Consider the following 13528-nt stretch of genomic DNA (forward strand, 5'->3'; position numbering starts at 1 on the left):
TATTAACTCCTCTTTCTTTATATTAGGTCACACAATATATTGTGCCTTATCCGCATTTTTCTCAAAAAAGCATCTGTATCTAGTATAGTAGTTAATAAATTGAAAACAAGAGTTTACAATTTTCGTTAAATATGCGGGTAAGGGTTATTCAAATTTTAGATAGCGCTTACTTTATTATCCTAACTGTTTTTATTTGCATTTTTATATATTTTTTATTTTTATACTTGAATAAATCACGTATTTTTTTGTGTTTATAGCTACTTTTTAAAGTCGTTTTTTTACTTTTAGCTAGATCTTTTCACTATTAGCAATAGCCTACTTTCCCTATCTAATAATCTATTATTTAAATCTGGAGTATAATATTCTTTTAGAAAGCTAAAATGTTATTTTATTAAAAAAATCATTCATAATCGAGGAAAGAATTAAAATGAAACATAAAAATGATTTATTTTTTATTACTAAACTTAATGGGAAGGAAAAGTTTAGTTTTAGAAAAATTTCAGTTGGATTAGTTACTGTTGCTTTAGGTACAACTTTCTTTTTAGCAAGTTCTAATACTGTTCAAGCAGCAGATCAAAATAATACTGCTAGTAACCAGAATATTAGCAAGGAACTAACTTCAAATAATTCAGTCGAAACGACTCAGAAACAAGAAACTAGTTCTGAAAACAATTCACATAGTAGCGATCCAAGTACAAAAGATAATAATTCTTCAACACAATCATCTCTCACTTCTAAAAATGAAGTGACTGTCCCAACTAATCAAACTAACAATCTTAATGAAGAAACAAATCAGAATGAATCCACAGTAAGCGTTACTGGAGCTAAAACTAATGATTCTCTTATCGCTGGCGTAACTCAAGGTGCCATTAATGTGCATATCAATAATAATTCGACTACGCCACTCATTATTAATCATGGTGAACAAGTTAACGTTTCAATTAACGATAAAAATAATCTGTTGAGCTTTAATGTAACTCCAACTAAAACTAGTGAATTTGATATGAATAGAACTGATACAGCTACTAATAAAGAATTCACTTTTACTTACACAGGAAATGATGACGGTATCTTATCCGGTTTTGATGCAACTTTTCCATTTAATGCCGATACTACTGCTACTACCCAATACTATGAAAAATATGGTACTTATCCCGATTTAACTCTTCCCGTTACAGTTACTTTGCCTAATAAACAATCATTTATCCAAAATCTTCCAATTAAAATTAATCCTTATCAAGATAAAGTTATCAATGAGGAGATTCTCCATGGTTTTATAATCGGTCCCAAAGTTATCTGGATACCCGGAGAAGATGGCAATCCAGGCGCAAACGGAGTTTATACAGAATATGGTGCTAACTATACTGGTCCAGAACCTAGTGCAAAAGCTGACATTCCGGTTGCCCAACAAAAAGATGCTCGTCTAATGCAATATGCCATTGATTGGAACTACGGGTCATCTACCAATCCAAGTTTAAAACCACTGCTTAATGTTCTTGCTCATATTAAATTTAGTAGCGGTCAAAGAATTCTTCCATCGACTATTAAGGTATTCAAAATTCCTTTCAATATAAAAGTAGTTGCTTCTGATGGACAAAGAATCAGTATTAATGATTATTATTCAAAAATCTCTACGCTTTCAGAAGATACTAACTTTGAAAACTTTTTAAGAAATTCTATTTCTAATGATGGCAGAGAAATAGTTATTGACCAAAAGGGTAACTTTACTGTTAATGGTGAAGATTATTCTAAAAATGGGCCTTACTTTATTCAGCTAGATACTCAACTTGATATAAATAAGATTCCTGATTGGATTAACACTCCTAGCTCCGGTCCATCTATTAGTACTCCGACTACAAATGAAAACGACTGGAACCCATCTGGTTCTGGTAGTACTGCTAATACTTTTACGCAAACCTATACTAACTTTAAACTAGATCCGACAGTAGACAGAATTATTAAAATTCGTTTTATTGATGAAAACACTAATCAAGAAATTCCAAACAGCGCTAAAAATATAATTACTGCAACTAATAGTTCAGTTCCTAATCCTACAATGGACATTATTAAAGATCTTGAAGAAAGACATTATGTTTTAGATCAAGAAGCAACTGAAGGAAAAAATGGTAGCCATAGTGAAAATTTAACTAACTATAACATTGCTACTCAAAACTTTAAGCTTGATAGTTTGAACAATAGCTACAACAGTGAAGAAATCAACGTTAAAAATACTTCACCAAAGTATTACGTTTATCTTTATCATGAAACAAAACCTCAATCTCAAACTAGTTCAGTAACTGAAACTATTAATTATGTTTGTGCTAATGGAACAAAAAAGGGCGAACTAGCTGCTTTACCATATACTCATACAGTTACTTATACTCGTAATGGTATCGAAGATCTTGTTACTAATTACATAGACTGGAATAGTTGGATGCCTGATTCTACCTTTAACGCAGTTAATTCACCAATTGCTTCTGATTCCGCCTATAGTCTAATTGATCCTCTAGTAGTTCCAGCAATTGAGACCAATATTAGTGAAAATGGAGAAATTACTACTCAAAATAGCATTCCACTATCTTATACTGTTAACTACTACGCTCCCGAAAAGGCCACTCTCCACTTCTACGATGACACTGACAAACAAGACTTAACAGCATACTTACTTCAAAACAATCAAACAGCTGTAATAAATGATATTTATGATAAATCAGATAATAATTCAACTAAACAAGCAATTTCATTTGCAGGTGTAGATAAAGTTATTGACTTTTTAAACAGTAAACACTATGTATTCAGTGGAGTTAGTGGAATCGGATCAACTAGTAGTAGTGACTATTCAAAAATTTCCTATGGAAATTTTGATGACGATGAAACCCAAGATCAAAACTTTGTGCTTCATTTCAAACATGAGACTGAGCCGATTTCAGATACTAAAGAAGTAACAGAAACAATTCATTATCTGTATGAAGATAATTCACAAGCTGCTAATGACGTAAAACATTCAGTTACCTTTACAAAAATTGGTACTAAAGATTTGGTAACTGGTAAGGAAAACAGTAAATGGTCTGCCGTCCAAACATTTCCTGAAGTAGTATCACCAGTAATTTCTGGCTATACTCCAACTCAAAGTAAAATTGCTCCAATTAGCGTTGATCATACGTCTAATGATATAGATAAAACTGTCATTTATACTGCTAATAAACAACAAGCTACACTTAGATTTTATGATGATAGTAGTAAGAAATTTATTGATTTTGCTAAAGATTTAATTGTGACTGGATCAAGCAGCAGCCCTATTTTATTCACTATTCCGAAAAGTTATGACTTTTCAAATTATAACTTCGTTGCTGTCAACAAAGGTGATAACCCTACTCAAACTACTGATAGTTTATCGGGTACTGCATTAAATGATGTAACTTATGGCAAGTTTGATACAGATAATACAACGGATCAATATTTTATTGCTCACTTTACTCATAAGATCAGTCCAGCTAATGAAAATAAATCTATTTCGGAAAAAGCAATTCTATATGCAGAAAATGGCCCACGAAAAGATAATATTTTTAAGACCTTGAATTTAGGAAATATTAACTTTATTAGAACTGGTCAAAAAGACTTAGTTAATCAGCAAATTACGTGGGATGCTTGGAATGTTGAAAATAAAGCACAAAATATTTCCATTCCTGAAATAATTTTCAATGTTTATAAGCTCAATTCACAAAATATTTCACAGCCTTCTTCAACACTTAAAAAGTTTGAACTTAATGGTCATGAAATTTCACCTATCGAATTCGATAAAAAACAAGATCAAGCTTTAATTATTACTCTTCCAAATAACTTTGAATTCTTAATAAAGGTACCTTATGTTCTTACCGAAAATATAACTGTAATTTATAAGGATGATACAACTAATGAAATTTTAGAGCGCCAAGTGTTATCCGGCCAACCTGATACTAGTTCTCAATATTCTACTAAGAATACAATAACTAAGTATCTGGCTAAGAACTATTTACTAGTATCCGATCCAACTAACCAACAAACACTTTCATTCGATAACACAGAAGATCCAGACGATCAAACTTACGTGGTTCATTTTAAACATCAATTTGAAGAAATAAATAATTCGAAAAGTATTAAGGAAACAATTAACTATATTTATGATAATGGTACAGAAGCAGCCCCTAGCTACACTAATTCGATTCAATTTGTTCAATCTGGAGAAGTAGATTTAGTAACTAACATTAGAAAAATAAAAGATTGGACACCAAGTATAAGTAGTTTTTCTGCTGTTAAATCACCTATTATTAATGGTTATACTACCGATCACAAACAAATTGACCAACAATTTATTACTCCAAATAGTAAGGATTTAGTATTTAACGTAGTCTATACTGCTGAGCCGGTGAAACCTACTAAGCCGGTTGAACCTACCAAGCCTGTGCAACCTACCAAACCGGTCGAGCCTACCAAGCCTGTTCAACCTACCAAACCGGTCGAGCCTACCAAGCCTGTGCAACCTACTAAACCCGTTCAACCTACCAAGCCGGTCGAGCCTACCAAGCCTGTTCAACCTACTAAACCCGTTCAACCTACCAAGCCGGTCGAGCCTACCAAGCCTGTGCAACCTACTAAGCCGGTCGAGCCTACCAAACCCGTTCAACCTACCAAACCGGTTCAACCTACTAAGCCTGTTCAACCTACTAAACCCGTTGAGCCTACTAAGCCGGTCGAGCCTACCAAACCCGTTCAACCTACTAAACCGGTCGAGCCTACCAAACCCGTTCAACCTACCAAACCGGTTCAACCTACTAAGCCTGCTCAACCTACTAAACCCGTTGAGCCTACTAAGCCGGTCGAGCCTACCAAACCCGTTCAACCTACTAAGCCGGTCGAGCCTACCAAACCCGTTCAACCTACTAAACCGGTCGAGCCTACTAAGCCTGTTCAGCCTACCAAGCCAGTCGAACCTACTAAACCTGTTCAACCTACTAAACTTACTATCTCGACTTCACTCCATAAATCATCTGATAAACTTACTCAACTAACTCATCAATCTTATCAGAATTCTAAGGTGAGCCGTCAAAACACTAATAATGTATCAGTTCAAAAGAAAAAGATTTTACCTCAAACTGGTACAAAAACAACGGATATAGGTATTCTTGGTTTAGCCTTTGCTACTGCAGCCTCTCTACTTGGACTTATTAGCGATAAAGTTAACAGAAAAAAGCATAATTAATTATCTTAAAAAACGTTAGATTAATTTCTAACGTTTTTTCTATAGGCATTTTTCTAGCGTTATCATTTCTACTTTCGATATAATTTTTAATTAAGTAAGTATTTTTTGAAAGGAGATCAACCATGGTTAAAGAATTCAAAGAATTTATTTCTCGGGGTAACATGATGGATTTAGCTGTCGGGGTTATTATCGGGGCTGCTTTTACAGCAATTGTAAATTCTTTAGTCAAAGATTTAATTAATCCTCTAATTGGATTATTTATTGGAAAAATTGACCTTTCCAACTTAAAATTCACTATTGGTGAAGCTACATTTAAATATGGTAGCTTCTTAAATGCTGTTATTAACTTCTTAATTATTGCTCTAGTTGTCTTCTTCTTAATTAAATTAGTTAACAAAATTACACCTAAAAAAGAAGTTGAAGAAGATCCTGCACCAACTAACGAAGAAATATATCTTCGCCAAATTCGTGACTTATTGCAAGAAAAGAATAAGTAGATCTTGTATCCCTTACTCTATAGGGATGCTTTTATTTTTCAAAAATCATTCTATTTTTACACAGTTGTCTTAATTTACCAATAAACCAAAAATAGCCTATGTGTTTCTATTTAACACATAGACTATTTTAAATTCATATAAAATAAATGCTTTTTATCTTTCCTAAACAACTAAATTCAAGAGTTTGCTTAAATACCATCAGACAATTTTTCAGTAGCTGTAGAATGATTAGAAACACCAAATTGCCGTATTCCTTTTTTAGTTGACTCAATCAAAGCTTGGGCTAATTCCGTAGAATCGTTAAATTTGTCTAATCCAGTTAAACCATTCTCTAATAATGAACCCACATTACAACCACAAATTACAGAAATATCTTTTTTAGATTTTGTAGATAAAATAGCTGCTTGTTTATACGGAGTTCCTCCTAAAAGATCACAGAAGAAAACAATATGTTCATTTAATTTTATTGCTTCTTCAAATTTTTTCATCAAACTCTCTTCATTCATATCTTCTGTGAAATCGATATATTTGATATTTTTAATACTTCCAGCAAGTAGTTTTACAGTAGACTCAATGCCGCTTGCGAAGTTTCCATGTCCGGTAACAATAATTTGCATTTTAAAGCACTCCTAACCATGATAGCAAAATTGCTAATACAAAAGTAATGACAATTAGAATTACTGGACTAATATTCTTTTTCTTAACTAAATAATATAGTAAAAATGTATATCCTAATGGAAGAATATTAGGGAAAATATTATCAAAGAAAGCTTTTTGAATAGAAATTGACTTTGTTGCTGTAACTGGTATTTTCCACTTTACGGTAATTTGAACATAAGTAGCAATTAATCCACCAATTACAGTACATCCCAATACACTAGCCGCATGAGAAACAATAGCTGAATCTTTTCTAATTTTAGAAACTGCTTTTGTTCCTGCAGAGTAGCCTAATTGTGCAATAGGCATTCTTAGTAAAAACATACCAACATATACTAAGAAGAATAGTAATGGTCCTAAAATACTTCCTTCTTTAGCAAATGATGCAGTAATACCAGCTACAATTGGTAAAATTGTAAACCAAGTAATCGCATCTCCAATACCAGCTAATGGGCCGAATAATGCGACTCTTAATCCGTCAATAGTTGATCTACTTTCACCATTTTCTTCAAGAGACATTTCCAATCCCATTAACAATGGAGCAGCATAGTTATTAGTATTCATGAACTCAAGGTTACCTTTCATAGCAGCACTTAAGCCCTTTTTATCTTTTCCATAAATTTTCTTTAAAGCTGGGAGAATAGCTAGTGTCCACCCACCAGCCTGCATTAACTGATAATTCATCTGAGATTGGTTAAAAATTGACATTAAACCAATTTTTCTAACATCATGCTTCGTTAGCTTTCCTCTCTTAGATGGTTGCGAAATATTAGATTCCATCATTATCGCCTCCACTATTATTTGAATTTTGCTCAATTTCTCTTAATTTTTCATTAGTATCACGATCTTTTTTAGCTCTTGCAAATTCAATCATTGCTAATGCAACCCCGATTACAGCGACGGGCATTAAATTACCAAATTTAATGAAACAAGCTGCTGTAAATCCAAGTAACAAATAAGGAACATATTTGTTCTTTAGCATATTCTTTAGAAGCATAGCAAAACCAACAGCTGGTAAAATACCACCAGCAATTTCAAATCCATGACTTAACCAACCAGGCATCGCATTTACTAAATTGCTCATTGGTGCTTGAGCTGCATATACACATAAGAACGTAAAAATACCATATGTAAGAGCAACAATAAATGTTGGAGCTAGTACAATCCAAGTAAATTTTTTAGTTTCTGCTTTTCCCGCGTATTCAATTGTTTTTCTAGTTAACAATGAAAATGCTGAGTAATAGAACAAAACAATATACTGCATCAAAATTGAAAATGGAAGTGATAATCCAATTGCAGTAGCTGGATTATGTCCTGTAGTGTACGCTAAAACAACAGTCATAATTCCAGCCATAATTGGGTTAGGTGGCTGCGTCCCACCAACAGGAGTTAGTCCTGCAAACGCTAATTCAGTCAATCCACCAGCAATAATTCCTAACTTTAAGTCTCCAAGTAATAATCCAGTTATGGTACAAACAATCATTGGTCGGAAAATATAGAAACCTTCTAGCCAAAAATCCGCACCCGCGATAATTGCAAAGAGAGAAATAATTAAACCTTGACCTAAACTAACAGTCATAATGATTACCTCTCACCAATTTAAAACTTACTCAAAACATCCTTTTTATCTTCTGGAACATCTTGAATATAGCATTCAACACCTGCATCAATTAACTCATTAAATGCATTTTTATCTTCTTCATTAACAAACACTTTCTTGGAAATTTGTTCTTTTCCCTCTGAAAAATGCATATTACCTACATTTACTGACTTTATTGGTACTCCACCTTTAACTAGCTTTAATACATCTTCCGGGGTTTTAACAACTAGAAAAATATGTTGACGAGGACTAGCTTTAGAAATTGTAGAAATTGTTTTATCTAAAGTCCAAAATCTAATACCTACCCCAGAAGTTTCAGCAGTCGCAGTCATTAATTCTTGCTGAAGTGGATCATTTGCAGCTGCATCATTAGCAACCAACAATAAATTAGCTCCAATAGCTGAAGTCCATACAACTCCAACTTGACCATGAACTAAACGATTATCAATTCTTGTTAAAACAATGTCTGGTGTTGACATAATATTTCCTCCTAAAACGGTTGAACGTCAACCTCTAAATACATTGGTAAGAAGCCTACAACATGATCTTGTTCAAAAAATACTAGTCGATCTTTATCATATCCCTCAATATTTATTATTTCTTCTGCATCATGAATTTCTGCATCAAGATACTTATGATCATTTTTATCCACTAAAGCCGCTTGAGCTTTTGATTTAAAAACTCCATTTACAAAATTATATTTTCCATTAAGTAAAGGAATGATCTCCTCATGCTCTAATTCATCAAGTTTTATTTCTGGAAAACGATCAAAGGCAATAAAAATATGCCTATACATTATCTTTTGACCATCTCCAGAATAAATTTTTTTAATCTCGTATAAATAGTCAACAGGTGCTAGACCCATTTTTTCTTTAATTTCTAGGTAGCGTTCATCAGCAATGATATTGAATTCTAAAATTTGACTAGAAGGTTTTGCTCCCATTTCCCGAATTTTCTCTTCAATACGAAAATATCTATAATATTTATTTCTTTTGCTGCGTCCAAGGACAAATGAGCCCTGGCCTTGCTTTTTATAAATAAAGTTTCTATTTTGAAGTTCTTCTAAAGCTTTTCGGACAGTAATTCGACTAATATTAAATTGATTTCCAAGCTCTTGCTCAGAAGGTAACTTATCATTCTCCTTCAAAGCGCCTATTTCAATTTTATGGATTAAAACCTGCATCATTTTTTGATAAAGTGGTACCGTATTTGTCTCCATAAAGTTAATTCACGCCCTCCAACTTGTTATGCTGTTATAACAACAACACAAGTATATACCCTAAAAGGCAACTTTGTAAACGGTATCATATTATAAAAATTATTATTTTTAAAACTAAGATGGATATTAAGTAATAAAAAGCCGCTAAATCAAGGTTTTCTACCAAGATTTAACGGTATTTTTATTTTCAACTTCTATTCAATTAATACTCTGAAGCACCGGAACTTGTATCAGTTTCCTCTTGCTTCTTTTCCACATGTTCTTCATGCTTAGATGCACCAGTTGCAGTATCAACTTCATCCCTCTTATAAGTTGCACCCGTTGTAGCATCCGGATCATCTACTAGCTTTTGACCAGTAGTTTCACAGAAGTACTTCACAAATGGATAAATATCTTGTACCCATTCATAAGTTCCCACGTAATTTCCTTCATCATCTTCAATTCGCTTGTAGTCATGAAGAATCAACTTATGGCGATTGCCATTAGGTACGGGCATTTTCACTTCATCATGGCCATCTATCTTGTTTCTTAAAGCATAAATAACTTTCTTGGCTTCAGGAATAACATTACGAATATCTGGATGAACAGCGCCCATTGTATCACCAACTTGATCTGGCGTACGTTTAGCGAGCATTTTCTTATTTGGATCAGTTGGTCTGTTATACCACAAGAATTGATTATTATCATCTACATAAGTTAATTCACCAAATGCACGACGAAGCATCCAGTTAATTTGGTTAACGGTAAGAAGACCTGCATCAAGCTTTACATAATCGTCGCCTTCGGCTGCATGTACTTTTTTAGCAGCTTTATTTAACCAATCTGGATCATTTTTATCTACACCTTCGACTGTGTAGCGTGATTTACCAGTAGCATCAAAATCCTCTTTAATATAATCTTCTTCTTTTAAGTCTTGTAACCATTTAGGTTCTGCCATTTTATTTCACCTCATAAATCTACGTCTCTTCAACCTGATTATACCCACTAACGAAAGGGCTTGCAATGATTATATGCAGTATTTTATATATAAAGTTGGCATAATATATATTTATGGAATATAAATTATTCGCTGATTGTAAAATTAAATTGAACACTTGATAAAAAATAAAAAGTCCATTCGGACCTGTTTGATAGAATGTTAATAACCACAAAAACTTTCTATTGGAGGTCAAAATGGACTCTTTACATTCTACCATGAACCAGCACGTTAAAGGCAAGCATTTATCATTTGAAGAGCGAGTTATTATTCAATTGCGTTTGAAAGATGGCTATTCTTTGCGTGCAATTGCCCGTGAACTTAACTGTTCTCCTTCTACTATCAGCTATGAGGTTAAGCGTGGCACTGTAAAACTGTATCATGGTAAAGTCAAAAAATATAAGGCTACTCAAGGGCATGATGCATATAAAGCTCATCGTAAAAATTGTGGGCGCAAATCAGACTTTCTCAGGAAAGCTCAATTCATGCGCTATGTCCACAAGCATTTTTTTAAAGATGGCTGGTCGCTTGATGTGTGCAGTAATCGTGCTACTGCTGTTGGCGAATTCGCTAGCAGCGATGTTGTCTGCACCAAAACTCTTTATAATTACGTTGATCAAGGCTTATTAGGAATTTATAATTACGACTTGCCAGAGAAGCTTAAACGCAATACTAAGCTTCATCGTATTCGCAAAAATAAGAAAAAACTTGGCAGAAGCATTGAAGAACGTCCTAAAGAGATCAATAAACGTAATGAATTCGGTCATTGGGAATGCGATTTAGTTCTCGGACATAAGAGCAAAGATGATGAGGTACTGCTAACCTTATCTGAGCGTATGAGTCGTGAGTTTTTAATTCTTCGTATTCCTGACAAGACTTCTGTCAGTGTCATGCAGGCCTTTAAAGAACTCCAAAGGCAATACAGCGAACATTGGAATGATATTTTTAAAACCATTACCACTGATAATGGCTCAGAGTTTGCAGATCTTTCCAACCTAGAAAAAGTATCCAATACACTGGTTTACTATGCCCATCCTTACACTTCTTGTGATAAGGGAACAGTTGAAAGACACAATGGTCTTATTCGCAGATTCATTCCTAAGGGAGAAGCAATAGCTAACTATTCTTTACAAGACATCATTAATATTGAAACCTGGTGCAATTCTTTGCCAAGAAAGATACTGGCCTATCATACACCAGATGAAATCTTTGAAAGAGAATTAGATCTAATCTATCAAGCAGCTTAACTAAAAGTGTTCAATTTATTATTGCAATTTGCGAATATAAATTATTTTTAAAATTAGATGTTGACTAAAAGTAAGTTATACGATAATATAACTTGTGAAAAGTAAGAAAGGAGCTAATGATTATGTTTAATGTACGTCAAGCAAATTCTTGTTGTTGCAATTGTCAAAAAATTTGGCAATTATTTGGCGTACAGTCATTAGTTCATTCAAGAATTTCTCTAGTTAGAAACTAGCTTTTCAAAGTTATAACTATGGTTTTTCTCAAGAGCTGTTGGCATTAGGCCAATGGCTCTTTTTTGTTTGCTTAGAATTGGAGTTGAATATAGTGCAAACTACTCTCGTTGTTTTAGTGGCCATCGCGATTCTAGCTGGTATGGCTTACTTACATAAAAAGAATTGGGGATTTACTAAATTAGTATTCCTCTCCCTTATCGTCGGAATCGTCTTTGGAGTTTCCCTTCAATTAATGTTCGGTGCTAATAGTAATATTGTAAAAAATAGTATCGACTGGATTTCTATTGTTGGAGATGGCTATGTTTCCTTACTACAAATGCTAGTAATTCCTCTAATCTTTGTTTCTTTAGTTGGTGCATTCACTCAACTAAAAATGACTACTAAGATTAGAAAAATTGCTACCAGTGTTTTAGCTATTTTGTTAGGAACTACAGCTGTTGCTTCCTTCTTAGGTTTCAGTAGTGTAGCTATTTTTAATTTAGGTGGGGCTGGCTTTGCTAAAGGAATGTCTGCATCCTCCACTGCTCTTACCTCTATTAAAGATCATCAAGCTCAATTAAAAGGCTTGACCCTTCCTCAACAAATAACATCCTTCTTCCCACAAAATATTTTTGCAGATTTTGCTGGAATGCGCTCAACTAGCACAATTGCAGTAGTAATTTTTTCTATTTTTGTTGGAATCGCCTTCTTACAAATTAAGAAAGAAAAAGCAGATGTAGCTGCTACATTTGCACGCGGTATTCAAGCCTTACGTGCAGTTATCATGCGCATAGTTAAGATTGTACTTGAACTCACTCCTTATGGAATTTTTGCTTTGATTGCTAGAACCACTGCAACTAACAGTTTTGCAACAATGAGTAAACTACTTGTCTTTATCGTTGCTGCTTACCTTGCAATTGCTGTTATGTTCATTGTTCATGCAGTTCTACTTTTAATTAACGGAATTAATCCAATCACCTACTTCAAGAAGGCATGGCCTGTCTTAGTTTTTGCTTTCACTTCTAGAACTAGTGGTGGTAGTTTACCACTTAACGTACGTACTCAACGTGAATCAATGGGAGTAAGTGATACCATTGCCGACTTTGCCGCTAGCTTTGGTTTAACTATTGGTCAAAATGGATGTGCAGGTATTTATCCATCAATGGTAGCAGCAATCACTGCCCCACTTGTTGGAGTTAACATTTTCTCATGGCAATTTGTCTTAAGTTTAGTTGTAATTGACGTTATTTCTAGTTTCGGCGTTGCCGGTGTTGGTGGCGGTGCTACATTTACTACTCTAATGGTCTTAGGTGCTCTTAACCTACCAGTAACAGTTTTAGGTGTTTTAATTGCTATTGACCCAGTTGTTGATATGGCTAGAACTGCCCTTAACGTTAACGACTCAATGGTTGCTGGTGTTATCACTGCTAAGCGTACCGGAGAACTAAACTGGAATACTTTTAATAATGAAAAATCTGATGTAGATGCTGAAGTTGAATAGCTTACTAAAAATTTTTATTGACATTATTTTTTAAGCGTTGTAATATTATGACAACAAAATTAATTAAAGCTTAGAAAAGATGAGTAATTACTTAAAGCATCCCCCAGAGAGTCGGATTAGGTGCAAGTCGATGTTGCTGATGTAATGAAGATGGTCTTGGAGCTAAATTAAAGTGCAAGCTAATTTAAGTAAGCAATTTACGATTGACGTTCGTTATCATGTCCGAGTCTTCCAAATGTTGGAGTACTTAGTGAGGAATTAATTGTAAGATTAATTCGAATGCAGGGTGGTAACACGCTATTAAGCGTCCCTAGTGTAGTGTAATAACTATACTTGGGGCGCTTTTTCTTTTGCTTAGTTAGTTTATTAAATTCAAAGG

Annotated in this window: 10 protein-coding genes and 1 other annotated feature; of the genes, 4 read left to right on the plus strand and 6 right to left on the minus strand. The window is 33.9% G+C overall.

Annotation, left to right across the window (positions count from 1 at the left end):
* Positions 1–427 precede the first annotated feature (427 nt).
* Positions 428–5239 (plus strand): mucin-binding protein, encoded by a 4812-nt coding sequence (locus H0I41_RS08115; RefSeq protein ID WP_135014656.1) that lies wholly within the window; start codon positions 428–430, stop codon positions 5237–5239.
* A 122-nt stretch (positions 5240–5361) separates the two neighbouring features.
* Entirely contained in the window at positions 5362–5736 is a 375-nt protein-coding gene (mscL, locus tag H0I41_RS08120) for a large-conductance mechanosensitive channel protein MscL (protein WP_004897950.1), read from the plus strand.
* 188 nt (positions 5737–5924) lie between these two features.
* Here the strand turns inward: mscL and H0I41_RS08125 are convergent, their stop codons facing one another.
* From H0I41_RS08125 to H0I41_RS08150, 6 genes are all read right to left on the minus strand, one after another.
* Positions 5925–6353 carry a PTS sugar transporter subunit IIA domain-containing protein gene (locus tag H0I41_RS08125; protein WP_086875157.1) on the minus strand — a complete coding sequence of 143 codons (429 nt, stop codon included), beginning with the start codon at positions 6351–6353 and terminating at the stop codon, positions 5925–5927.
* A gap of 1 nt (position 6354) precedes the next feature.
* A complete protein-coding gene (gene agaD / locus H0I41_RS08130; RefSeq protein WP_086875158.1) occupies positions 6355–7173 on the minus strand; it encodes a PTS galactosamine transporter subunit IID in 819 nt (272 codons plus the stop codon).
* Positions 7163–7972, minus strand: coding sequence for a PTS galactosamine transporter subunit IIC (gene agaC, locus H0I41_RS08135; protein ID WP_135014658.1), 810 nt, complete (start codon positions 7970–7972; stop codon positions 7163–7165). Before agaC ends, agaD begins: the two co-directional genes overlap by 11 nt.
* A gap of 20 nt (positions 7973–7992) precedes the next feature.
* Positions 7993–8472 (minus strand): PTS galactosamine transporter subunit IIB, encoded by a 480-nt coding sequence (gene agaB / locus H0I41_RS08140; protein WP_086875160.1) that lies wholly within the window; start codon positions 8470–8472, stop codon positions 7993–7995.
* 11 nt (positions 8473–8483) lie between these two features.
* The gene (locus tag H0I41_RS08145) at positions 8484–9212 is read right to left on the minus strand and encodes a GntR family transcriptional regulator (protein ID WP_086875161.1); all 729 of its coding nucleotides are present in this window, start codon (positions 9210–9212) and stop codon (positions 8484–8486) included.
* Positions 9213–9414: 202 nt separating this feature from the next.
* Complete coding sequence (locus tag H0I41_RS08150) at positions 9415–10149, minus strand: PAS domain-containing protein (RefSeq protein ID WP_061400226.1); 735 nt, start codon at positions 10147–10149, stop codon at positions 9415–9417.
* Between the two features lie 236 nt (positions 10150–10385).
* Between H0I41_RS08150 and H0I41_RS08155 the strand changes: the two genes are divergently transcribed.
* Together H0I41_RS08155 and H0I41_RS08160 are read left to right on the plus strand one after the other, a co-directional pair.
* On the plus strand, positions 10386–11435 hold the full coding sequence (locus H0I41_RS08155) for an IS30-like element ISLjo1 family transposase (protein ID WP_011161461.1): 1050 nt from the start codon (positions 10386–10388) through the stop codon (positions 11433–11435).
* A 325-nt stretch (positions 11436–11760) separates the two neighbouring features.
* Positions 11761–13149 carry an L-cystine transporter gene (locus tag H0I41_RS08160; protein WP_023599949.1) on the plus strand — a complete coding sequence of 463 codons (1389 nt, stop codon included), beginning with the start codon at positions 11761–11763 and terminating at the stop codon, positions 13147–13149.
* Between the two features lie 62 nt (positions 13150–13211).
* Positions 13212–13464 (plus strand) — a binding site (T-box leader).
* Positions 13465–13528: the final 64 nt, after the last annotated feature.

Source organism: Lactobacillus johnsonii, assembly GCF_014058685.1.
Lineage (GTDB): Bacteria > Bacillota > Bacilli > Lactobacillales > Lactobacillaceae > Lactobacillus.